Below are 23,283 nucleotides of genomic sequence, written 5' to 3'. Positions count from 1 at the left end.
GATCAAAAGGGCTTAGTGCGTGCGGGTCACTTTGCTCAGGTGACGCGGCTGGTCGGGGTCCATGCTGCGGGCTTCGGCCAGGCCGGCGGCCATCACATAGAAACTCTGGATCGCCAGGATCGGGTCCAGCGCCGGGTGTTCCGCGCGGCTCAGGGTCAGGTCCCGTTCGCCGATGTCATCCGGTGCCGCCAGCAGCACCTTGGCGCCGCGCTGGCGCATGTCGGCGGCCAGGCTCAGCAGGCCGCCCTGTTCGGCGCCCCGGGGGGCGAACACCAGCAACGGGTAGTCGTGGTCGATCAGGGCCATCGGGCCATGGCGCACTTCGGCGCTGCTGAAGGCTTCGGCCTGGATCGCCGAGGTCTCCTTGAGCTTGAGCGCGGCCTCCTGGGCGATGGCGAAGCCGGCACCGCGGCCGATGACCATCAGCCGCTGGCAATCGCGCAGGGCGTTGACCGCCAGGTCCCAGTCCTGGGTCGCGGCCTGTTGCAGGCCTTCGGGCAGCGCCAGGCCGGCTTCCAGCAGGTGGCTGTCCTCGTTCCAGTGACCGATCAGCCGGGCGCTGGCGCTGAGGGTGGCAATGAAACTCTTGGTCGCGGCCACGCTCTGCTCGGTGCCGGCGTACAGCGGCAGGGAGAATTCGCTGGCGGCTTCCAGTGGGCTGTTTTGTGCGTTGACCATGGCCACGCTCAGGGCTCCGCGCTTGCGCAGCAGGCGCACGCTGTTCACCAGGTCCGGGCTCTGGCCCGATTGCGAGAAGGCGAACACCGCCTGGCCGCTGACCCGCAGGGGGGCCTGTTGCATGGTCACCACCGACATCGGCAGTGAGGCCACGGGGATGCCCACCTGTTGCATGGTCAGGTAGGCGAAGTAGCTGGCGGCATGGTCGGAACTGCCCCGGGCCACAGTCATGGCCACTTGTGGCGGCTGGCGACGCAGGCGGCCGGCGACTTCGAGCAGCGACGCATCCAGGTGCTGCAGTTGACTGCTTACGGCAGCGTGCGAGGACAGGGCCTCTTCAAGCATTTTTGAAGTCAATGTCTTCTCCTTCGACCATGACGGCGGTCAGTGTGAGTGCGCGGTCCAGGCGCACGCTGTCGGCCCAGCTGCCAGGTTGCAGACGGCCGCGTTCAGGGATGCCGAGGTAGTCGGCGGGAAATTGCGACAGGCGTTGGGAAGCGTCCGCCAGGGGCAGGCCGATCTTCACCAGATTGCGCAGGGCCTGGTCCATGGTCAGGGTGCTGCCGGCCAGGGTGCCGTCCGGCAGGCGCACGCCGCCCAGGCACTTGGTCACGGTGTGGCTGCCCAGTTGGTACTCGCCGTCGGGCATGCCGGCGGCCGCGGTGGAGTCGGTGACGCAATACAGGCAGGGGATCGAGCGCAGGGCCACGCGCATGGCGCCGGGGTGCACGTGCAGCAGGTCTGGGATCAGTTCGGCGTACTGGGCATGAGCCAGGGCCGCACCGACGATGCCCGGCTCGCGGTGATGCAGCGGGCTCATGGCGTTGTACAGGTGAGTGAAACTGGTGGCGCCGGCGGCGAGGGCGGCCACGCCTTCTTCGTAGCTGCCCAGGGTGTGGCCGATCTGCATGCGCACGCCACGGGCGCTGAGAGCACGGATCAGGGCGTCGTGGCCGGCGATTTCCGGGGCGATGGTGATCACCCGGATGGGCGCCAATTGCAGGTACTTCTCCACTTCCGCCATGAGCGCGGTGTGGGCGAAGTTGGGTTGTGCACCGAGCTTGCCGGGATTGATGTACGGGCCTTCCAGGTGCACGCCGAGGACCCTGGCGCAGCCCTGGGGACGCTGTTCGGCGTAGGTTCCAAGCTCAGCCAGAACCTGGCTGATTTCCGCGCTGGGTGCGGTCATGGTGGTGGCCAGCAGCGAGGTGGTGCCGAAACGCACATGGGTACGCGTGATGGTCTCGAAGGCTGTGCGGCCTTGCATGACGTCCTTGCCGCCACCGCCGTGGACGTGCAGGTCGATGAAGCCCGGCAGCAGGTAGGGCAGGTCGTTGTCCGCCGGGTCGCAGGGGCTGCCTTCGATGGCGACGACCTTGCCGTCCTGGTGGATCAGGCGGCCGCGGACCCAGCCTTGGGGCGTGAGGATATTGTCTTCGGACATGGGCGTTTCTCTGGCTCCAGGGGGCGGATTCAGCGTCGCAGTTCGGCGACGAAGTCGTAGTAGTCGTTGCGGCAATAGGTGTCGGTGACTTCGATCGGTGTGTTGTCTTCCAGGTAGCCAACCCGGGTCATCAGCAGCATGGCGGTGCCGGGGGCGATGCCCACCAGGGCGGCGAATTCGTCCGACGCGTTGATCGCCTGGATGTGCTGCAGGGCCCGGACCACGGGACGGCCGATGCTGTCGAGGTACTCGTAGAGCGAATCGCCGACGGCCTCGGGCTGGGCAATGATGCTGGCCGGCAAGGTACTCATCTCGATCGCCATGACCGCATCGTCGGCTTTGCGCAGGCGCTTGAGGCGCGCCACCTTGTCGTTGGGCGACAGCCCGAGGCGGATCAGCTCTTCGTGGGTCGGCGGGGTCAGTGTGCGTTCCAGCCATTGCGAGCCGGGGACGAAACCTTTGAGGCGCAGCATTTCGCTGAAGCCGGAAAGGCGCGACAGCGGTTGCTCAAGGCGCGGGGTAATGAAAGTGCCCGAGCCCTGGCTGCGCCGGATCAGGCCCCGTTCGAAGAGGACTTCCAGGGCCTTGCGCGCAGTCACCCGGGAGATGCCCAGCAGTTCGCTAAGGTTGCGTTCCGAAGGCAGCGCCTGCTCGGCTTTCCATTGGCCGGAGTGAATCGCCGCTTCCAGGTTGCGAGCCAGTTGCAGGTACAGCGGGGTCGGCTGAGTGTCGTCGGGACGCAGGGTCAGGAGGTGATTCATCTGTAGGTTTTCCGATGCGGTTATGAGGTTGTTGTCGCCCGGTAATGCCGAAAAACTAATACCACTTAAATACCATGTCAACGCCACCTATCAGGTGGAGGTGCAGTAAATCCGGCGCTTTCGGGGTGTTTAGGAGGATAAAGGATTGAAGTGGTATTAGGCAGGTCTGGCCGCGAAGGCTATAGCTCGAGGTGGCGACCCGCGGTGGGTCGCCAAGTGGTATGCGCGCTGGGGGAGGGCGGCGGGGAGGAAAATATTTTTTGTGCTGGAGGGATTAAGGGCGAATTTCGATCAGGGTGCCGTCTTTGACCAGGCTCCAGACTTCGCGCATGTCGACATTGCGCATGGCGATGCAGCCGTCGGTCCAGTCCAGGGTGTGGAAGTACTGCTCGGGAAACTCTTCGGTGTCTGGAGTGCCATGGATCATGATCATGCCGCCGGGATTGACCCCTTCGCGACGCGAGCGGGCGGCATCGGTGATGTTCGGGTAGGAGATGTGCATGGCCAGGTTGTAGCGGTCGCTGGTCTTGCGCCAGTCGAGCCAGTAGAGGCCTTCGGGGGTGCGTTTATCGCCTTCCATGAGCTTGGGCCCCTTGGGCTTCTTGCCCAGGGAGATCCGATAGGTTTTCAGGGGCTTGCCGCCATTGATCAACTGCAGTTGATGGGCGGACTTGAGCACCAGGACCTTTTCGATGACCTTGCCGTCCAGGGTTTCCACCGTGGAGGCCTGAGACAGAGTGACGACGGAACAGCACAGCAGGGCAAGCAACCAGCGCATTGACACGATATCCCCAGGCGCGCACAGAGTCCGTGCACGTTTTTATTGTTTAACTGATGGCAGGCTGAGAGAGCGGCGGAATGGATTCGGAGCGTACGGCATAAGCCTGTGCCCGCCGGTCAGCGAAGAAGCATTCTAAGGTACGACCGACGGTGCGGAAAGCCAGCTCGGACCAAGGGATATCGGCTTCGTCGAACAGCTGCACCTCCAGGCTCTCGGGACCGGCGGCAAAGTCCAGGTCCGCCAGCTCGGCGCGAAAGAATACATGCACCTGGCTGATGTGCGGCACGTCGATCAGGGTGTAGATATTCAGGTTGCGCACCCGGGCACAGGCTTCCTCGAAGGTTTCGCGGATGGCCGCCTGTTCCACCGTTTCGCCGTTTTCCATGAAACCCGCCGGCAGGGTCCAGTAGCCCAGGCGCGGTTCGATGGCGCGACGGCAGAGCAATACCTTGCCCTCCCAGGTGGCCAGGCAGCCGGCAACGATGTTGGGGTTCTGGTAATGGATGGTCTGGCAGTGATCGCAGACAAAGCGCAGGCGCGAATCGCCTTCGGGAATGCGCTGGGTCACCGGGTTGCCGCACTGGCTGCAAAATTTCATGAGGGGTATCCGAAAAGGCTGGGGCTATCTTGGCGCGCCGCCCGATTGTCGGCAAGTTGTCGTTAAGCGACATGCCCGAGAGCAGGGGTTGGGCCACCGATTGGATTGGTGCATGATGCACGGTAGCCAACAGATCGAGATGCCTCATGCTGGACGAGCTACTTCATCGGGTAAGCCATTACACGCCAAGAACGCTGGAGACCGACCGACGTTTTCCCGAGGCTGCGGTGCTGGTGCCCATCACCCGCAGCGATGAACCGGAGCTGGTGCTGACCCTGCGCGCCAGCGGGCTTTCGACCCATGGTGGTGAAGTGGCCTTCCCCGGTGGTCGGCGCGATCCGGAAGACCCGGATCTGATCTTCACCGCGCTACGGGAGGCCGAAGAAGAAATCGGCCTGCCGCCGGGACTGGTGGAAGTCATCGGCCCCTTGAGCCCACTGATTTCCCTGCACGGGATCAAGGTCACACCCTACGTCGGGGTGATTCCCGACTATGTCGAATACCAGGCCAATGATGCCGAGATCGCTGCCGTTTTCAGCGTCCCTCTGGAGTTCTTTCGCCAGGACCCCCGTGAACACACCCACCGCATCGACTATCAGGGCCGCAGTTGGTACGTCCCCAGCTACCGCTTCGGCGAGTACAAGATCTGGGGTCTGACCGCGATCATGGTGGTCGAACTGGTCAACCTGCTGTACGACGCCGATATCAGCCTGCATCACCCGCCGAAATCCTTTATCGACACCTGAAGCCATGGCTTGGCATGGCATAAACCGCGGCTGCCTGACCCATAAGGACAACAAGATGAAATACCGCCTGGGCGATGCCCGAGTCGACACCCATCCACAGAGTTGGGTGGCCCCGAACGCCACCTTGGTGGGTAAGGTCAAGCTGGAAGAGGGGGTCAGTGTATGGTTCAACGCCGTGTTGCGTGGCGACAACGAGCTGATCCTGATCGGCAAGCACAGCAACGTCCAGGACGGGGCCGTGATGCACACCGACATGGGCTTTCCGCTGACCCTGGGCACCGGCGTGACCATCGGCCATAACGCCATGCTGCATGGCTGCACCGTGGGCGATTACAGCCTGATTGGTATCAACGCGGTCATTCTCAATGGCGCGAAGATCGGCAAGAACTGCATCATCGGCGCCAATTCGCTGATCGGCGAAGGCAAGGAAATACCTGACGGTTCGCTGGTCATGGGCTCGCCGGGCAAAGTGGTTCGCGAACTGACCGATGCTCAGAAGAAAATGCTCGAAGCCAGCGCCGCCCACTACGTTCATAATGCTCAACGTTATGCCCGAGACCTGGTTGAGCAAGAACAATGACTGCCCCTGAAAGACCCGTCGCCTCGCCTTGCGTGAGCATCTGTGCCCTGGATGAGCAGGACATCTGCACCGGCTGTCAGCGCACGGTGGATGAAATCACCCGCTGGAGTCGCATGGACAACAGTGAGCGCCGCGCAGTCCTGGCCCTGTGCCATGAGCGAGCCAAATCCAGTGGCTTGCTGTGGATGATCGGCTCCAGCTCGGCAAGCTGATCCGCCCGTTCGCCGGCGCAAGGGTTTCTTGGCCCAACCCCGGGCCTGCAGTAACCTGTGCTCCTTCCCGATAGGTACCCTTGGCCCCCATGCTTTTCCTGATCACCTATATCAGCAGCGTCGTGCTGATCAATTACGCCTTTTCCGTCGCGCCGCAACTGGATATCGTCTGGTCGGCCTGGGGCGGGCTGGTGTTTGTCCTGCGGGACATGGTGCAGACACGCTTCGGCCATGGCGCCATCGTCGCCATGCTGGCGGCCCTGGTGTTGTCCTATGTCACCTCCGACCCGACCATTGCTCTGGCCAGTGCCACGGCATTCGCCGTCTCGGAATGCATCGACTGGCTGGTGTTCAGCATCACCAAGCGGCCCCTGCATGATCGCCTGTGGATCAGTTCTGCCCTGAGCATTCCCCTGGATACCTTCATCTTCTACGGCATGATCGATGCGCTGACCCCCGGGGTCGTGCTGACCGCCCTGGGGTCGAAGTTCGCCGGGGTCACCGTGGTCTGGCTGGCGATGGCCTGGCGTTTGCGCAAAGCGGCGTGCGTCGGCTGAGCCAAAGGCTGCGGTTCATGTAAAATGCCGCGCTCTTTCCCCATGGGTCGCCCGCCTGGCGCTCGGCCCTCGATGATCCGCTCCTTTGAGGACCTTCAGATGACTCGTATCGGAACTCCATTGTCGCCAACCGCGACCCGCGTCTTGCTTTGTGGCTGTGGTGAGTTGGGCAAGGAAGTGGTGATCGAGCTGCAACGCCTGGGTGTCGAGGTGATTGCCGTGGACCGCTACGCCAATGCGCCGGCGATGCAGGTGGCCCATCGCAGCCACGTGATCAACATGCTCGACGGTGCGGCCCTGCGGGCGGTGATCGAGGCTGAGAAGCCGCACTTCATCGTTCCGGAAATCGAAGCCATCGCTACCGCGACACTGGTGGAACTGGAAGCTGAAGGCTTCACCGTAATCCCCACCGCCCGGGCCACTTCGCTGACCATGAACCGTGAAGGCATTCGTCGTCTGGCGGCTGAGGAGCTGGACCTGCCGACCTCGCCTTACCATTTCGCCGATACCTTCGAAGACTATTCCAAGGCGGTGCAAGACCTGGGATTCCCTTGCGTGGTCAAGCCGGTGATGAGCTCCTCGGGCAAGGGCCAGAGCCTGCTGCGCAGTGACGATGACGTACAGAAAGCCTGGGACTACGCCCAGGAAGGCGGGCGTGCCGGCAAGGGCCGGGTGATCATCGAGGGCTTCATCGATTTTGACTACGAGATCACCCTGCTGACCGTGCGCCACGTAGGCGGCACCACTTTCTGTGCGCCGGTCGGTCATCGTCAGGAAAAGGGCGACTACCAGGAATCCTGGCAGCCTCAGGCCATGAGCCCCAAAGCCCTGGCCGAATCCGAGCGGGTGGCCAAGGCAGTGACCGAAGCCCTGGGCGGCCGCGGCCTGTTCGGCGTGGAGCTGTTCATCAAGGGCGATCAGGTGTGGTTCAGCGAAGTGTCGCCGCGTCCCCATGACACCGGCCTGGTGACCCTGATTTCCCAGGATCTGTCGCAGTTCGCCCTGCATGCGCGGGCGATCCTCGGCTTGCCGATTCCGCTGATCCGTCAGTTCGGTCCATCGGCTTCGGCAGTGATTCTGGTAGAAGGCAAATCCACCCAGACCGCGTTCGCCAACCTCGGCGTCGCCCTGAGCGAGCCGGACACTGCGCTGCGCCTGTTCGGCAAGCCTGAGGTCAACGGCCAGCGCCGCATGGGCGTGGCTCTGGCTCGTGATGAGTCGATCGAGGCCGCCCGGGCCAAGGCGACCCGCGCTGCGCAAGCGGTAGTGGTCGAACTCTGAGAAACATCGCGAGCAAGCTGGCTTCCACAAGGTTTGCATTGAACCTGTAGGAGCGAGCTTGCTCGCGAAGCGGTCGCTCAGACGACCCGATTCAGATCGTTATTGCGCGTTTCCTTCAAGCACAGCACCGCGATCAAGCTCAGGATTGCCGCCCCCGACACATACCCGCCTACCCAGCTCAACCCGCCCATCGCCACCAGTTTCTGGGCGAAGAAGGGGGCGGCCGATGCACCGACAATGCCCCCCAGGTTGTAAGCCGCTGAAGCGCCGGTATAGCGCACGTGGGTCGGAAACAGTTCCGGCAGCAGTGCGCCCATCGGGGCGAAGGTCACCCCCATCAGGAACAGCTCAATGCACAGAAACAGTGCTACACCGGCGGTGGAGCCCTGAGTCAGCAAGGGTTCCATGGTGAAGCCGGAGAGAATAGCCAGCACGGCACCGACAACCAGCACGGGCTTGCGCCCGAAACGGTCGCTGGCCCAGGCCGACAGGGGCGTGGCCGCGGCCATGAACAGCACTGCGAAACACAGCAGGCCGAGGAAGGTTTCCCGGCTGTAGCCCAGGGTAGCGACGCCGTAGCTCAGGGAAAATACCGTGGAAATGTAGAACAGCGCGTAGCACACCACCATCGACGCGGCGCCCAGCAGCACTGGCAGCCAGTACTGGCTGAAGAGCTCCACCAGTGGCATTTTCACCCGTTCCTGGCGTGCCATGGCGTTGGCGAACACTGGGGTTTCGTGCAGCTTCAGGCGCACATACAGGCCCACCATCACCAGCGCCGCGCTGAGCAGAAACGGAATGCGCCAGCCCCAGGAGCGGAACTGTTCGTCATCCAGGCCCATGGCCAGGGCCAGGAACAGGCCGTTGGCGGCGAGAAAGCCGATGGAGGGGCCCAGTTGCGGGAACATGCCGAACCAGGCGCGTTTGCCTGCCGGGGCGTTTTCCGTGGCCAGCAGAGCGGCGCCGCCCCATTCACCGCCCAGTCCGAGGCCCTGGCCGAAGCGCAGCACGCAAAGCAGGATCGGTGCCCAGGCGCCAATGCTGTCGTAGCCCGGCAGCACGCCGATCAGGGTGGTGCACACCCCCATCAGCAGCAGGGAGGCGACCAGGGTCGATTTGCGTCCGATACGGTCGCCAAAGTGGCCGAACAGCGCCGAGCCCAGGGGGCGGGCGAGGAAGGCAATGCCAAAGGTCAGAAAGGCCGAGAGCATCTGGGCGGTGCCGGACGTCTGGGGGAAGAATACCGGTCCGATCACCAGCGCAGCGGCGGTGGCATAGACGTAGAAATCATAGAACTCGATGGCGGTGCCGATAAAACTGGCGGTGGCCACCCGGGTGGTGGAATTGCTCGGTTGAGCGGGCGCGCAGGCGCTGTAGGCGGTGTTGGTCGTCATGCGGATATCCCTGACAGTCTGTGCTCCAGTGGAGCGAATTATTATGGTCGAGCACCCAGGGATGTGGGTTTGGCGCGGTCGTCACTCGGGATGGGAGTGGCGTCGAACAGTGGCGGGTGATGCATGCAGGATCGTCTGCGGTGCGGGTAGCACGCGGATCTGCGGGGCTTGGGTAAGCAGCGCGATTATAGAAAGGCTGCTAACGATCCAACAAGGGCTGTGGTCGTTGGTGGTCTTGCGTGACTGCGCCAGGCCTCGAAACTCCTTTGCAGAGGTTCAAGGCGCAGGCATCAGCATCGAGTCAGGCTCGGGCGGGAACGCTGCTGGTGTGCCAGAGCAGCACGCGGCTGACGCGGTTTTCCTCGGTTTCGAGGATCTCCAGGCGGTAGCGGCCGATCTTCAGGCACACGGCGCTGTCGGGAATGGTTTCCAGGGCTTCGGTGACCAGGCCGTTGAGGGTCTTGGGGCCGTCGCTGGGCAGGTGCCAGCCCAGGCTCTTGTTCAGTTCACGGATCGATGCCGCGCCCTCCACCACATAACGGCCATCGGCCTGTGGCTGGATGTGAGGGTTGTCCAGGCTGTGCTCGTTTTCGAACTCGCCGACGATTTCTTCGAGGATGTCTTCCAGAGTGACGATACCCAGCACTTCGCCGTATTCGTCCACCACCATGCCCAGGCGCCGTTGCTGCTTGTGGAAATTGAGCAGTTGTAACTGCAACGGGGTGCTTTCGGGGACGAAGTAGGGTTCGTGGCAGGCGGCCAGCAGGGTTTCCTTGGTCAGGCTGGCGTCCGGCAGCAGGTGGCGGATCTGGCGGGTGTTGAGCACCGCTTCGACCTGGTTGATATCACTGTGGAATACCGGTAGCCGGGTGCGCTTGTTCAGGCGCAGTTGGGCAATGATCTCTTCGATCGGGTCGTCGAGGTTGATGCCCTGCACTTCGCTGCGGGGCACCAGGATGTCGTTGACGGTGATGTTGTCCAGGGCGTGGATGCCGGACAGGGCGTGGTGTTCCTGAGGCGCGGGCTCATCGTCCAGCAGCGCCGGATCGTCGTCGCTGTGCCTGACCGCGCTGGCCTTGGCGGCGAACGGGCGCAACAGCAACTGGCCGATGGCCTGCAGCAGCCAGGCCAGGGGATAGACAAGCTTCATGGGGATGGCCAGCAGGCTGTTGCCAAAGCTCAGAGTGCTTTCCGGGTAGCGCAAAGCCAGGGTGCGGGGCAAGTACTCGGCCAGTACCAGCAAGCCGCTGGTGCTGATCAGGCAGGCCAGCCAGGGGCCGTTTTCCGCCCAGTAGAACAGCGCCAGCAAGGTGCTGATGATCACCGCCAGGACTCGGCACAGGGTGTTGCACAGGATCAGGCTTTCCTTGGGGAAGGCCAGCTGTGCCGTCGGTTTGTCGCCTGAGCGTGAGCCGTTGCGTTGGGTCAGCAGGTGCTGCTGGGCGGCATCGATGGCAGTGAACAGCCCCGACCAGACGATCAGCAGGGCGATTACCGTGAGCATGGGCCCGGAGGGCAAGGAGTCGGTCATGGCCGGTCGTCAGATGTGCAGGATGTATTCACGAACCAGCTTGCTGCCGAAGTACGCCAGCATCAGCAGGCAAAAACCCGCGAGGGTCCAGCGAATCGCCTTGTGCCCGCGCCAGCCCAGGCGGTTGCGGCCCCACAGCAGCACGCTGAACACCACCCAGGCCAGGCAGGCCAGCAGAGTCTTGTGCACTAGGTGCTGGGCGAACAGGTTCTCGACGAACAGCCAGCCGGAGATCAGCGACAGCGACAGCAGGGTCCAACCGGCCCAGAGAAAACCGAATAGCAGGCTTTCCATGGTTTGCAGGGGCGGGAAGTTCCTGATCAGCCCGGAGGGGTGCTTGTTCTTCAGTTGATGGTCCTGCACCAGTAGTAAGAGGGACTGGAACACCGCAATGGTGAACATGCCGTAGGCCAGGATCGACAGCAGGATGTGGGCGAGAATTCCCGGTTCCTCATCGATCACCGGCACGGTTCCGGTAGGCACGAACTGCGCCAGGAGCGCAGTCAGGGCGCCGAGGGGGAACAGCAGCACCAGCAGGTTTTCCACGGGAATCCGCCAGCAGGCCAGCAAGGTCAGGGCGATGACCGCGGCAGCGATCAGGCTGGCAGCGCTGAAGAAGTCCAGGCCCAGGCCCGTCGGGGTCAGCAAATGGGTCAGCAGGCTGATGCCGTGGGCGAGCAGGGCCAGGATGCCCAGCATAACCAGCAGGCGCTTGTTTGCCTTGGCGCCGGTGGCCAGGCGAGAGCCTTGATAGAAGGTCGCAGCGGCATAAAGGACGGCGGCGGCGAGGGTGGGTAGCAAACTGGGTGACAAGGGGAGCATAAATCCTGTTAGGCAAGCCCGAAAGTCACTGAGTTTGGCATAGAACCCACAGCCCTGAAAGACCACGCAAGCAGACGGCGAGGTGTCCGCCACGCACAGTCTTCGCTATAATCCGCGACCTGCCCACGCCGCAGGCTCATCGAGCACTTGTTTATTCCGCTCTGGGCCGCCATTACCCCGGTCTACCTTGGGCCTGAAAGGATCGAGCATGTTTGAAAACCTAACCGACCGTCTCTCGCAGACGCTGCGCCATGTCACCGGCAAGGCCAAGCTGACCGAGGACAACATCAAAGACACCCTGCGCGAAGTGCGCATGGCGCTGCTCGAAGCCGACGTTGCGTTGCCGGTGGTCAAGGACTTCGTCAACTCGGTGAAGGAGCGTGCGGTCGGCACCGAAGTGTCCCGCAGCCTGACCCCGGGCCAGGCCTTTGTGAAAATCGTCCAGGCCGAGCTGGAAAGCCTGATGGGCGCGGCCAACGAAGACCTCAACCTCAGCGCCGTGCCGCCAGCCGTGGTGCTGATGGCCGGTCTGCAAGGTGCGGGCAAGACCACCACCGCCGGCAAACTTGCGCGCTTCCTTAAAGAGCGCAAGAAAAAGAGCGTGATGGTGGTGTCCGCCGACGTCTACCGCCCGGCGGCGATCAAGCAGCTGGAGACCTTGGCCAACGACATCGGCGTGACCTTCTTCCCGTCGGACCTGAGCCAGAAGCCGGTGGCCATCGCCGAAGCAGCCATAAAGGAAGCGAAGCTCAAGTTCATCGACGTGGTGATCGTCGACACCGCCGGTCGCCTGCACGTCGACAGCGAGATGATGGACGAGATCCAGGCGCTGCATGCGGCGATCAAGCCGGTGGAAACCCTGTTCGTGGTCGACGCCATGACCGGTCAGGACGCCGCCAACACCGCCAAGGCCTTTGGTGACGCGCTGCCGCTGACCGGGGTGATCCTGACCAAGGTCGATGGTGACGCCCGTGGCGGTGCCGCACTGTCGGTGCGGGCCATCACTGGCAAGCCGATCAAGTTCATCGGTATGGGCGAGAAGACCGAGGCGCTGGAGCCATTCCACCCTGAACGTATCGCTTCGCGGATTCTTGGCATGGGCGACGTGCTCAGCCTGATCGAGCAGGCCGAGCAGACCCTCGACAAGGAAAAGGCCGACAAACTGGCCAAGAAGCTGAAGAAGGGCAAAGGCTTCGACCTCGAAGACTTCCGCGATCAGCTGCAACAAATGAAGAACATGGGCGGTCTGGGCGGCCTGATGGACAAGCTGCCGAACATCGGCGGCGTCAATCTGGCGCAGATGGGCAACGCACAGAATGCCGCTGAAAAGCAGTTCAAGCAGATGGAAGCCATCATCAACTCCATGACCCCGGCCGAGCGCCGCGACCCTGAGCTGATCAGCGGTTCGCGCAAGCGCCGGATCGCCATGGGTTCCGGTACCCAGGTGCAGGACATCGGCCGCTTGATCAAGCAGCACAAGCAGATGCAGAAGATGATGAAGAAGTTCTCCGCCAAGGGCGGGATGGCCAAGATGATGCGCGGCATGGGCGGCATGTTGCCCGGCGGCGGCATGCCGAAAATGTGAAGAATCCGCGCCGGCATTCATGTCGGCGCTATTCCACGGGGACGTGGAATCTCGAGCAAACCCTCGATTGGGGCGTGCTCACTCGCTGCCGCTTGCGGCGGCTCCATAGCAAATCTGAGTGGCAGCCGATAGGCGCCGGAAAAAGTCATTTGCAAAAGTCCGGATATTCCTTAGAATATGCGGCCTTTCGGGCACCCATGCCCGCTGTGCATTTAGATTTGCAGCACCGACTACAGGAACGATGTTCACATGCTAACAATCCGTCTTGCCCTTGGCGGCTCCAAAAAGCGCCCGTTTTACCACTTGACCGTGACCGACAGCCGTAACCCACGCGACGGTTCGCACAAAGAACAAGTTGGCTTCTTCAACCCGATCGCTCGTGGTCAAGAAGTCCGCCTGTCCGTGAACCAAGAGCGCGTAGCCTACTGGCTGAGCGTTGGTGCACAGCCTTCTGAGCGTGTTGCTCAGTTGCTGAAGGAATCGGCTAAGGCTGCAGCCTGAACCCTATGAACGCGACGCCAGCTCCTGCTGATGATTTGATCGTTATCGGCAAAATCTACTCTGTTCATGGCGTTCGCGGCGAAGTGAAGGTCTTTTCCTTTACTGATCCGATTAAAAACCTGTTGGACTACAAAACCTGGACGCTCAAGCGCGAAGGTAGTGTGAAACAGGTTGAGCTGGTCAGCGGACGCGGGAACGACAAGTTCCTGGTCGCAAAGCTCAAGGGTCTTGATGATCGCGAAGAAGCTCGTCTTCTGGCCGGTTACGAGATCTGCGTGCCGCGCAACCTGTTCCCTGAACTGACCGACGGCGAGTACTACTGGTACCAGCTGCAAGGTCTCAAGGTCATCGACACCGTCGGGCAACTGCTCGGGCAGATCGATCACCTGCTGGAGACCGGCTCGAACGATGTAATGGTGGTCAAGCCTTGCGCTGGCAGCCTGGATGATCGCGAACGCCTGTTGCCCTATACCGAGCAATGCGTGTTGGCCGTCGATCTGGCAGCGGGCGAGATGAAGGTGGAATGGGATGCGGACTTCTAAGCGTGGCTAACTTGCGCGTAGAAGTGATCAGTTTGTTTCCCGAGATGTTTTCCGCCATCAGCGAATACGGCATAACCAGCCGCGCGGTGAAACAGGGGCTCTTGCAGCTCACTTGTTGGAATCCGCGAGACTACACCACGGATCGACATCACACTGTGGACGATCGCCCGTTTGGCGGTGGCCCTGGCATGGTGATGAAGATCAAGCCCCTGGAGGATGCACTGGTTCAGGCCAGAAACGCAGCCGGGGAGGGTGCGAAGGTGATCTACCTGTCGCCCCAAGGCCGTCAACTGAATCAGTCGGCGGTACGCGAGTTGGCGAATGAGGATGCATTGATCCTGATTGCTGGTCGTTATGAAGGCATTGACGAGCGGTTTATTGAAGCTCATGTCGATGAAGAGTGGTCGATTGGCGACTATGTACTCTCCGGTGGCGAGCTGCCGGCGATGGTCCTGATTGATGCGGTTACGCGACTGCTGCCCGGAGCTTTAGGGCATGTGGATTCCGCGGAGGAAGATTCCTTCACGGACGGTCTGCTGGATTGCCCGCACTACACCCGACCGGAGGTGTATGCGGATCAGCGTGTTCCCGACGTGTTGCTAAGTGGCAACCACGCACACATCCGGCGTTGGCGTTTACAGCAGTCCCTTGGTCGGACCTATGAACGACGCGCCGATCTTCTGGAAAGCCGCTCGCTTTCTGGAGAAGAGAAGAAGCTGCTCGAGGAATATCTCCGCGAGCGGGACGATAGTTAACAACGTATCGATGGTAGATCCGACGATTTACCTTAGGAGCACAGCATGACCAACAAAATCATCCTTGCACTCGAAGCAGAGCAGATGACCAAAGAGATCCCAGCCTTTGCCCCGGGCGACACCATTGTCGTTCAGGTGAAAGTGAAGGAAGGCGATCGTTCCCGTCTGCAGGCGTTCGAAGGCGTAGTTATCGCCAAGCGCAACCGCGGTGTGAACAGCGCGTTCACCGTACGTAAAATCTCCAACGGTGTTGGCGTAGAGCGTACTTTCCAGACCTACAGCCCGCAGATCGACAGCATGGCTGTCAAGCGTCGCGGTGACGTGCGTAAAGCCAAGCTGTACTACCTGCGCGACCTGTCGGGTAAAGCAGCTCGCATCAAGGAAAAACTGGTTTAAGTCCAGCTTCCGATGCAGAAAAAAGCAGCCTACGGGCTGCTTTTTTGTTGCCTGTCATTTAATGCCCGGAGCGGTTCAGCAGGGCGCAGACCGTGTTGGCGATCCGTTCCAGCAGTACCTCGTCATAAGGCAGCCAGGGCAGGGCGGCCAATTTGCCACTTTGTGCCGCCAGTGGCAGGTCCACCGCGGCTCCATCGCGTGACACGCGCCCGGTCACCAGGTGCACGGCGTAGTCACCGACCCGCACATGGCGCTCATCCATACTCAGCTTTCCTGCCTTGATGTGCGTCGCAAAGGCGGTATTCAGCACCTGTTGGCGCATCAATGTCATTTGCGTGAGATTGTGCCCGGCCAGTCGATTCAGGCGCTCTTCGCGCTTGCCTGGCGAGGCCTGGGGAAGAGGAATGCCAGCGGCGGTCTGCGTCAGTTCTTCAACGGCGAAAGCGCTGATGCTGACCAGCAGATCGATGGCTCGGCAAGCCTCTGAAAAGACCTGCACCGGCACATTTTTCAGCAGCACAGGCTGCCAGTGTTTCTCGGTGCGACGAGCGAAGCACGTGGCGCCGGACAAGCAGTGCCCCTGTAAGCCGGGATAGAGTGGCACGTCGACATTCAGAGTCACTCGGATGTCGCTCAGGTTCCGGCTCAGGCTACCGTCTCTGTCGATCTTCCAGCCCTCGCGGCGTGCCAGGCCGATCAATGGGCGAATGGATAGGCTGTACCCGGCGAATGCTTGGTAGGAGGGGCTTTCCAGCTCATGCTCAGGCGCCTGGTAGTGCTCGCGAAATACCTGGCGCAGTGGTTGCCTGATCTGGCGCTCGGTGATCACGGCTTGCCAGGCTTGGCGCTCTGCTTCGTCGCTCGACAGGGGGTGCCACAGCGAAATCCGGCATCCGGCGTCCAGGGACAGCGGCTGACCCCGCACGTCAAGAGCTTGCGCGTTTTGGGTCAATAGGAAACTGCAGCGTTGGCCACAGTCGTTGTGAGCCACCCATATCAACGAGTGGGCAAAGGGCGCGCCCACGGCAGAATCCACCAGTTGCCTTCGCCAGTCGCTCAAAGACAGCTCGAAGTGTTGCCACAGTCCTGACTCCAGGCAACTGGCCAGAAGCGCGTGCTGGGCTTTTCCGGGAGCACTGACTGGGGCAAGGCGCAGGGCAATCTCGGGGCGTTGGGCCAGCCCGCGCTCGGCGGGTTTGAGATTGCGCGTGAGTTTTTTCTGCAGGCCGGCATGTCGCACCAGACTCAGGGCGCTGCGCAGCGTTTGCACGCTTTCCGGCGTTGGTATCTGTTCGATGCAATGACCCAGGGCAATGGCCAGGGATTGCGACGGCGCGGTTTTGGCCTGGGTTGGGGCGACGCAAGCCTTGGTCAGCAAAGTGTCCATCAGTGGCGGTAGCCAGGGCGCATCGCGCCGCAGGGCGATCCGGGCGGCACGGGCGATTACTGGCGTGTCATGGGTGCTGAAGGCACCATCGGCCACATAGGGGGTGGCGCCGCTGTGAATATCTTCCAGGCGCTGGGCGGCGGTGTTGAGGATCTGCTGGGAGAACTCGACGTAGGCCGCATCGTCGGCCAGCGCCGTTGCGGGGTCGCTGCTCAGTGAGTGATGACCGGTCCAGTACTCGCTGCTGGCAAGGGCCAGTCGGGATTGCGGTTCCAGTTGTTCAAGCAGTTCGAACTCCTGCCGGACGTAGGGCGCATCGGCGTAGTGTTGTTCCACGCAACGGTGCAGGGCTGCCTGGGCTTGTGCATCCAGCCATTGTGCCAATACGTACGTCTGGTGGTAGTCCGCAGCCCAGCGTATCGAGGGTTCGCCGAGGATTCTATGTAACTCGCGGCTCACTGCACTGCTCGGTCTGCCGCTGTGATAGGCAAGTTGCTCCACCGCCTCCTGGCCGCTCAGACAAGTGCGCAGCACCTCCAGCAGGGTGGTCTGATCGAGTTGTGGGCACAGTTCCAACTGTGCGGCCTGCTGCACAATTGAGTTCGCCATCTGCTGCGCAGCCGGGTTTTCAGGGGTGCGCAGTGCTCGGCGGATAGCCGGCCACAAGCTGCCCAATTGAGCGGGTGTCAGTGGGCTGATATCGATGGGCGCGCCAATGAAACTCGGATGATCCGTTGTCGCGGCGCTCAGGCGTTGCTGCAGGTGCTCGACGAGCGAAGGCGCGGAAAGGGCATCCATGACGGCGGTTCTCCTTGTTGGGGGCGCGGATGATCGCATTTTTTATCGCCGATCGTGACCTCTGACCCCTGCCGGGTTCTTTCGGCCCCTGCCGGGCGGCGATATACTCGCCGACCCAATAAAGTGTGATCGCCCGCGCCGTGCAGCCTGCACGGAACGCCCAGGGTGCGTCACACCCTCCCGGCGTTACTGGCCTGTTGTTATCCACAGGCAGGCAGCCCCCGATTGTTCCCATCAAGCCTTTGGTCGCTGCCTTGCAGCGCTCATCGGCGTTCCATGCCCGCAGCGTGCCCCTGCGCGGATCTATCCATTCAGGCAGTAGTCCGATGACCCTTCGTGAGCAAGAAATCCAGCGTCGTACCGAACTCTCGGTGACCCGTGTGACCAAGGCGGTATTCCCGTCCACCACCAATCATCACAACACCCTGTTCGGCGGCACCGCCCTGGCCTGGATGGACGAAGTGTCGTTTATCGCCGCCACGCGCTTTTGCCGGTTGCCACTGGTGACAGTGTCCACCGACCGTATCGACTTCAATCATCCGATTGCCGCTGGTTCTATTGTCGAGCTGGTAGGGCGGGTGGTGAAGGTGGGCAACACCAGCCTCAAGGTTGAGGTAGAGGTGTTTGTCGAGAGCATGAGTTGCGACGGACGGGAAAAGGCCATTCATGGTCTGTTCAGTTTCGTCGCCATTGATGACGACAAACGTCCGGTGCCGGTGCTTCCGGGATTCGCAGCGTAGGAGCCGGCTTGCCGGCGAAGGCATTCCTGCGGGCCCCTTCGCCGACAAACCCGCTTCTTAGAGAGACTCGGGTTGGATCAGTGCCAGCAGGGTCCAGCCAGCCGTCGGCTTGAGGCCGCTTTCCGGGGTGATTACATGCACCCAGCCGTTGCTGTCGCGGGCGAACAGCAGGGTTGCGCGTTCGCCGTGCAAAGTCTGGTAGTCGTTCCAGCCAAAGGCTTCGGTCAGGTGCGTGCTGTACAGCTCTGCGCCTTGGCCCAGCAGGCTGGCCAGCTTGGTGTAGGTCAGGGCCTCGCTGCCCAGTAGCTGGCCGCGATGTTCGTGGCTGGCGCGGTGCTTGTCGGTGCGTCGGCTCTCCTGACTGTTGGCCAGGGCAAAAAGGCGCTGATGGCCAAAGTCGTGTCGAAAGCGCATGGCTGCCAGGGTATTGAGTTCGCCTGAAGGTGAGAGCGCCAGCAAATGCCCCAATCCCACCAGATCCAGATGCGCGTCGGCGTGCTGCGAGGCCGGGTTGCCGAAATAGGTGGGCAGGCCTTCCATGCGTGCTGCACGGATATTCTCCCAACTGGAGTCGGTCAGCAGCACTCGGCTGCCCAGCTGCTGCAAGGCCTTGCCAATGGTGCGTGCCGGGCCATTGGCGCCGACAATCAGGAAGCCGCTGGGAGCGGGCTCCGCGACTTTGAGCAGGCGCGCCAAGGGCCGGGCAGTAGCGCTTTGCAGGACCACGGTGCCGATGATCACGGCAAAGGTCAGTGGCACCAGCAGCAAAGCCCCCTCGTGACCGGCTTCATCCAGGCGGATGGCGAAGATGGCCGACACCGCTGCCGCAACAATCCCCCGTGGCGCAATCCAGGCCAGCAAGGCGCGTTCACGCCAGTTGAGGCTGGAGCCGGCAGTGGACAGCAGCACATTCAGCGGGCGAGCGATGAACTGGATCACCAGCAGCAGGATCAGCACCAGCGGCCCCAGGGCGATCAGTGCCTTGAGGTCCAGGCGCGCTGCCAGCAGGATGAACAGTCCGGAGATCAGCAACACGCTGAGGTTTTCCTTGAAGTGCAGGATGTGTCTTACGTCCACGCCCTTCATGTTGGCCATCCACATGCCCATCAGCGTCACCGCCAGCAGCCCGGATTCGTGCATCACCTGGTTGGACGCGATGAAGATTCCCAGGACTGCGGCCAGGGTCGCCAGGTTGTGCAGGTACTCCGGTAGCCACTGGCGACGCATGATGGTGCCCAGGGCCCAGCCGCCGGCGATGCCGAACAGGCTGCCGCACAGAATCACTCCGCCAAAGGTCAGCAGGCTGTGGCTCAGGCCCTCGCCGGCGGCGCTGGCGATGATGAAGCTGTAGACCACCACCGCCAGCAGGGCGCCGATAGGGTCGATGACGATGCCCTCCCAGCGCAGGATATTGGCGATCGAGGCCTTGGGTCGTACCACTCGCAACATGGGCACGATCACCGTCGGCCCAGTGACCAGCGTCAAGGTGCCGAACAGCAGGGCCAGCATCCAGTCGAAGCCCAGCAGCCAATGGGTGGCCAGGGTGATCACCGCCCAGGTGGACAGCGCGCCGATGGTCACCATGCGGCGCACCACGCTGCCGATTTCACGCCATTCCGAGAGGTGCAGGGTCAGGCTGCCCTCGAACAGGATCAGCGCCACCGCCAGGGACACCAGGGGCATCAGCAGCGGGCCGAACATCTCCTGGGGATCGAGCCAGCCCAGCACTGGACCGGCAAGAATGCCGCTCAGCAGCAGGAACAGAATGGCTGGCAGTTTCAGCCTCCAGGCCAGCCATTGGCAGCCCAGTGCTGCCGCGCCGATGCCGCCGAAGGCCAGCAGAATCTGTTGTTCGCTCATCAATGCACCCTGTTCCTTGAAATGGCTGGCTATGAAAGACTAGCGACCCTCTGCGCAGTTCACTATTTTTTTACGCGTGGCCCCTGGGCCGTGCCTTTCGAGTCTTTATGCCCGCCATCGACCACCCCCTGATCGACCGTTTTCTCGATGCCCTGTGGCTGGAGAAAGGCCTGTCCGACAACACCCGCCATGCCTATCGCAGTGACCTGGCGCTGTTCAACGGCTGGCTGCAGGAGCAGGGGGTGGAGTTGCCGCAGGCCGGACGCGAGCTGATCCTCGATCATTTGGCCTGGCGCGTGGAGCAAGCCTACAAGCCCCGTTCCACGGCCAGATTCCTCTCGGGGGTGCGGGGCTTCTATCGCTATTTGCTGAGAGAAAAACTGATCGAGATCGATCCGACTTTGCAGATCGATATGCCGCAACTGGGGCGCCCGCTGCCCAAGTCCCTGTCGGAGGCCGATGTCGAGGCGTTGCTGGCGGCACCGGATTTGAGCGAGGCCATCGGCCAGCGCGATCGCGCCATGCTGGAGGTGCTCTACGCCTGCGGCCTGCGGGTGACTGAGCTGATCAGCCTGACCCTGGAACAGGTCAACCTGCGCCAGGGCGTGTTGCGGGTCATGGGCAAGGGCAGCAAGGAGCGCCTGGTGCCTATGGGCGAGGAATCGATTGTCTGGGTCGAGCGCTACATGCGTGATGCCCGGGCCGAGCTGCTGGGCGGGCGGCCCAGCGATGTACTGTTTCCCAGCTTGCGTGGCGAGCAGATGACGCGGCAGACCTTCTGGCACCGGATCAAGCACCAGGCCAAGGTCGCCGGGATCGGCAAGGCGCTGTCACCTCACACCCTGCGCCACGCCTTCGCCACGCACTTGCTCAATCACGGGGCCGATCTGCGAGTGGTGCAGATGTTGCTGGGCCACAGTGATCTGTCCACCACCCAGATTTATACCCATGTGGCGCGTGCCCGCCTCCAGGATCTGCACGCCAAGCATCACCCGCGGGGTTGATTTGGCTCCCGGGTGGCGCTTTGCGTCGCCCGTAGTCGGTGCCGGCAAACAGATGTGGTAGGCTTTGCCGGTTTGCAAAACGGGTGTTTGCGGGCCGTTGCCATTGCGACCGCTCCCAGTTGCCCATTTGCCCGCCTTCAGGAGTTCCCATGCGTTTGACCCAGATTTTTGCCGCCGCCTCCCTGGCGTTGCTCAGCACCTTCGCCGTGGCCGATGACAGTGCCGAGAAAGCCATCCGCAAGAGCCTCGAGACGCTGCAGCTCGAAGTGCCGGTGGAGAGCATCACCGCCAGTCCTCTGGCCGGGCTGTACGAGGTCAAGCTCAAGGGCAGTCGCGTGCTTTATGCCAGCGCTGATGGCCAGTTCGTGGTCCAGGGCTATCTGTTCCAGCTCAAGGACGGCAAACCGGTGAACCTGACGGAAAAAACCGAGCGCCTGGGCATTTCCAAGTTGATCAACGGCATTCCGGTCGCAGAAACTGTGGTCTATCCGGCCATCGGCGAGACCAAGACCCACATCACCGTATTTACCGACACCACCTGCCCGTACTGCCACAAGCTGCACGCGGAAATACCGGCACTGAACAAGCAGGGTGTGGAAGTGCGCTATGTAGCGTTCCCGCGTCAGGGCCTGGGTTCGCCGGGTGACGAACAGCTGCAGGCAGTCTGGTGTTCGGCGGACAAGAAAGCCGCCATGGACAAGATGGTCGACGGCAAGGAAATCAAGGCCGCCAAGTGCGATAACCCGGTGTCCAAGCAATTCGCCCTGGGTCAGTCGATCGGCGTCAATGGCACGCCGGCCATCGTCCTGGCTGATGGCCAAGTCATTCCCGGCTACCAGCCGGCACCGCAGATCGCCAAACTGGCCCTGGGTGCGAAATAATCCTGCATCGTCACGCTAGCCTTTGACGATCATGCTCCTCCGGTTGCAACCGAAGGGGCATTAATAGAGAGCCGTGCTGTTTGCGGCTGTTTTCCACGGCCGGCCTTGAGTCGGCCGTTTTATGGGGAGTTCAGAGTGAATCCGGTCAAAGTAGGCATCTGTGGGCTGGGTACTGTCGGTGGCGGTACCCTAAACGTACTTCAGCGCAACGCCGAGGAGATTGCCCGCCGTGCCGGGCGTGGAATCGAAGTAGCGCAAATTGCTACCCGTACGCCAAAGCCTCAGTTCCAGACGACCGGTATTGCGATTACCAACGATGTCTTCGCCGTGGCCACCAACCCTGAAATCGATATCGTTATCGAGCTGGTGGGCGGCTATACCGTGGCCCGTGAGTTGGTGCTCAAGGCCATCGAGAATGGCAAGCATGTGGTTACCGCGAACAAGGCGCTGATTGCCGTCCACGGTAACGAGATTTTCGCCAAGGCCCAGGAGAAGGGCGTGATCGTGGCCTTCGAAGCCGCCGTGGCCGGTGGCATTCCGGTGATCAAGGCGATCCGCGAAGGGCTCTCGGCCAACCGCATCAACTGGCTGGCGGGGATCATCAACGGCACCGGCAACTTCATCCTCTCGGAAATGCGCGAGAAGGGTCGTACCTTCGAAGACGTGCTGGCTGAAGCCCAGGCCCTGGGTTATGCCGAAGCCGATCCGACCTTCGACGTTGAAGGTATCGACGCCGCGCACAAGCTGACCATCCTGGCGTCCATCGCCTTTGGTATCCCGCTGCAGTTCGACAAGGCCTACACCGAAGGCATCACCAAGCTGACCACGGCCGACGTGAACTACGCCGAAGCCCTGGGCTACCGCATCAAGCACCTGGGTGTGGCGCGCCGCACCGAGGCCGGCATCGAGCTGCGGGTGCACCCGACCCTGATCCCGGCCGACCGCCTGATCGCCAACGTCAACGGCGTGATGAACGCGGTGATGGTCAATGGCGACGCTGCCGGTTCGACCCTGTTCTACGGCGCTGGCGCCGGCATGGAGCCGACCGCTTCCTCGGTAGTGGCCGATCTGGTGGACGTGGTTCGCGCCATGACCAGCGATCCGGAAAACCGCGTGCCGCACCTGGCCTTCCAGCCTGATTCCCTGTCCGATCACCCGATCCTGCCGATCGAGTCCTGCGAAAGCGCCTACTACCTGCGCATCCAGGCCAAGGATCACCCGGGCGTACTGGCCCAGGTGGCGAGCATTCTTTCCGAGCGCGGCATCAACATCGAATCGATCATGCAGAAGGAAGTGGAAGAACAGGATGGCCTGGTGCCGATGATCCTGCTGACCCACCGCGTTCTGGAGCAGCACATCAACGATGCGATTACCGCGTTGGAGGCCCTGCAGGGCGTCGTCGGCCCAGTGGTCCGTATCCGCGTCGAACATTTGAATTAATGAAGCAGC

24 protein-coding genes are annotated in these 23,283 nt (G+C 62.1%); 14 read left to right on the top strand and 10 right to left on the bottom strand.

Annotated features, from left to right (window positions below):
- Positions 1-12 precede the first annotated feature (12 nt).
- From J5M73_RS10010 to J5M73_RS09990, 5 genes are all read right to left on the bottom strand, one after another.
- On the bottom strand, positions 13-1,035 hold the full coding sequence (locus J5M73_RS10010; protein ID WP_102861285.1) for an SIS domain-containing protein: 1,023 nt from the start codon (positions 1,033-1,035) through the stop codon (positions 13-15).
- Entirely contained in the window at positions 1,016-2,122 is a 1,107-nt protein-coding gene (gene nagA, locus J5M73_RS10005; protein ID WP_102861286.1) for an N-acetylglucosamine-6-phosphate deacetylase, read from the bottom strand. Before nagA ends, J5M73_RS10010 begins: the two co-directional genes overlap by 20 nt.
- Positions 2,123-2,151: 29 nt before the next feature.
- Positions 2,152-2,883, bottom strand: coding sequence for a GntR family transcriptional regulator (locus tag J5M73_RS10000; protein ID WP_102861287.1), 732 nt, complete (start codon positions 2,881-2,883; stop codon positions 2,152-2,154).
- 274 nt (positions 2,884-3,157) lie between these two features.
- Positions 3,158-3,661 carry a L,D-transpeptidase family protein gene (locus tag J5M73_RS09995; protein ID WP_102861288.1) on the bottom strand — a complete coding sequence of 168 codons (504 nt, stop codon included), beginning with the start codon at positions 3,659-3,661 and terminating at the stop codon, positions 3,158-3,160.
- A 49-nt stretch (positions 3,662-3,710) separates the two neighbouring features.
- A complete protein-coding gene (locus tag J5M73_RS09990) occupies positions 3,711-4,262 on the bottom strand; it encodes an NUDIX hydrolase (protein WP_102861289.1) in 552 nt (183 codons plus the stop codon).
- Positions 4,263-4,408: 146 nt separating this feature from the next.
- Between J5M73_RS09990 and J5M73_RS09985 the strand changes: the two genes are divergently transcribed.
- The 5 genes from J5M73_RS09985 (at position 4,409) to purT (ending at position 7,638) form a co-directional block, all read left to right on the top strand.
- Positions 4,409-5,008 carry a CoA pyrophosphatase gene (locus J5M73_RS09985; RefSeq protein WP_102861290.1) on the top strand — a complete coding sequence of 200 codons (600 nt, stop codon included), beginning with the start codon at positions 4,409-4,411 and terminating at the stop codon, positions 5,006-5,008.
- A gap of 55 nt (positions 5,009-5,063) precedes the next feature.
- Entirely contained in the window at positions 5,064-5,588 is a 525-nt protein-coding gene (locus tag J5M73_RS09980) for a gamma carbonic anhydrase family protein (RefSeq protein ID WP_207815515.1), read from the top strand.
- Entirely contained in the window at positions 5,585-5,800 is a 216-nt protein-coding gene (locus J5M73_RS09975) for a DUF1289 domain-containing protein (RefSeq protein ID WP_102861292.1), read from the top strand. Before J5M73_RS09980 ends, J5M73_RS09975 begins: the two co-directional genes overlap by 4 nt.
- An 89-nt stretch (positions 5,801-5,889) precedes the next feature.
- Positions 5,890-6,357: a VUT family protein gene (locus J5M73_RS09970; protein WP_102861293.1), complete on the top strand. Its 468-nt coding sequence runs from the start codon at positions 5,890-5,892 to the stop codon at positions 6,355-6,357.
- A gap of 99 nt (positions 6,358-6,456) precedes the next feature.
- Entirely contained in the window at positions 6,457-7,638 is a 1,182-nt protein-coding gene (purT, locus tag J5M73_RS09965; protein WP_102861294.1) for a formate-dependent phosphoribosylglycinamide formyltransferase, read from the top strand.
- Positions 7,639-7,715: 77 nt separating this feature from the next.
- Here the strand turns inward: purT and J5M73_RS09960 are convergent, their stop codons facing one another.
- From J5M73_RS09960 to ccsA, 3 genes are all read right to left on the bottom strand, one after another.
- Entirely contained in the window at positions 7,716-9,032 is a 1,317-nt protein-coding gene (locus J5M73_RS09960) for an MFS transporter (protein ID WP_102861295.1), read from the bottom strand.
- Positions 9,033-9,333: 301 nt separating this feature from the next.
- A complete protein-coding gene (locus J5M73_RS09955) occupies positions 9,334-10,563 on the bottom strand; it encodes a transporter associated domain-containing protein (protein ID WP_102861296.1) in 1,230 nt (409 codons plus the stop codon).
- Between the two features lie 9 nt (positions 10,564-10,572).
- Entirely contained in the window at positions 10,573-11,376 is an 804-nt protein-coding gene (ccsA, locus tag J5M73_RS09950; protein WP_180988523.1) for a cytochrome c biogenesis protein CcsA, read from the bottom strand.
- A gap of 217 nt (positions 11,377-11,593) precedes the next feature.
- Between ccsA and ffh the strand changes: the two genes are divergently transcribed.
- The 5 genes from ffh (at position 11,594) to rplS (ending at position 15,164) form a co-directional block, all read left to right on the top strand.
- Entirely contained in the window at positions 11,594-12,970 is a 1,377-nt protein-coding gene (gene ffh / locus J5M73_RS09945) for a signal recognition particle protein (RefSeq protein ID WP_102861298.1), read from the top strand.
- Between the two features lie 249 nt (positions 12,971-13,219).
- A complete protein-coding gene (rpsP, locus tag J5M73_RS09940; RefSeq protein WP_007927680.1) occupies positions 13,220-13,471 on the top strand; it encodes a 30S ribosomal protein S16 in 252 nt (83 codons plus the stop codon).
- 5 nt (positions 13,472-13,476) lie between these two features.
- Positions 13,477-14,013, top strand: a complete 537-nt coding sequence (gene rimM, locus J5M73_RS09935; protein WP_207815514.1) for a ribosome maturation factor RimM — start codon at positions 13,477-13,479, stop codon at positions 14,011-14,013.
- Entirely contained in the window at positions 13,995-14,768 is a 774-nt protein-coding gene (trmD, locus tag J5M73_RS09930) for a tRNA (guanosine(37)-N1)-methyltransferase TrmD (RefSeq protein WP_170001093.1), read from the top strand. The genes rimM and trmD overlap by 19 nt, the downstream gene beginning before the upstream one ends.
- A 45-nt stretch (positions 14,769-14,813) precedes the next feature.
- Positions 14,814-15,164: a 50S ribosomal protein L19 gene (gene rplS / locus J5M73_RS09925; protein WP_007927677.1), complete on the top strand. Its 351-nt coding sequence runs from the start codon at positions 14,814-14,816 to the stop codon at positions 15,162-15,164.
- A 58-nt stretch (positions 15,165-15,222) separates the two neighbouring features.
- Here the strand turns inward: rplS and J5M73_RS09920 are convergent, their stop codons facing one another.
- Complete coding sequence (locus J5M73_RS09920; protein ID WP_207815513.1) at positions 15,223-17,349, bottom strand: DUF4132 domain-containing protein; 2,127 nt, start codon at positions 17,347-17,349, stop codon at positions 15,223-15,225.
- 326 nt (positions 17,350-17,675) lie between these two features.
- On the opposite strand from J5M73_RS09920, the gene J5M73_RS09915 reads away from it, so the two are divergent.
- The gene (locus J5M73_RS09915; RefSeq protein ID WP_102861301.1) at positions 17,676-18,089 is read left to right on the top strand and encodes an acyl-CoA thioesterase; all 414 of its coding nucleotides are present in this window, start codon (positions 17,676-17,678) and stop codon (positions 18,087-18,089) included.
- A 57-nt stretch (positions 18,090-18,146) separates the two neighbouring features.
- Here J5M73_RS09915 and J5M73_RS09910 read toward each other — a convergent pair whose 3' ends face one another.
- The gene (locus J5M73_RS09910; RefSeq protein ID WP_207815512.1) at positions 18,147-19,949 is read right to left on the bottom strand and encodes a sodium:proton antiporter; all 1,803 of its coding nucleotides are present in this window, start codon (positions 19,947-19,949) and stop codon (positions 18,147-18,149) included.
- A 107-nt stretch (positions 19,950-20,056) separates the two neighbouring features.
- Between J5M73_RS09910 and xerD the strand changes: the two genes are divergently transcribed.
- From xerD to J5M73_RS09895, 3 genes are all read left to right on the top strand, one after another.
- The gene (gene xerD / locus J5M73_RS09905; RefSeq protein ID WP_102861303.1) at positions 20,057-20,953 is read left to right on the top strand and encodes a site-specific tyrosine recombinase XerD; all 897 of its coding nucleotides are present in this window, start codon (positions 20,057-20,059) and stop codon (positions 20,951-20,953) included.
- Positions 20,954-21,102: 149 nt separating this feature from the next.
- Entirely contained in the window at positions 21,103-21,834 is a 732-nt protein-coding gene (locus J5M73_RS09900; protein ID WP_102861304.1) for a thioredoxin fold domain-containing protein, read from the top strand.
- Between the two features lie 135 nt (positions 21,835-21,969).
- Positions 21,970-23,274 (top strand): homoserine dehydrogenase, encoded by a 1,305-nt coding sequence (locus J5M73_RS09895; protein WP_060842565.1) that lies wholly within the window; start codon positions 21,970-21,972, stop codon positions 23,272-23,274.
- Positions 23,275-23,283: the final 9 nt, after the last annotated feature.

Source organism: Pseudomonas sp. 50_B (assembly GCF_017491625.1).
GTDB classification, from domain to species: Bacteria; Pseudomonadota; Gammaproteobacteria; order Pseudomonadales; family Pseudomonadaceae; genus Aquipseudomonas; species Aquipseudomonas danubii.
This window is presented reverse-complemented; position numbering and strand designations above follow the sequence as displayed.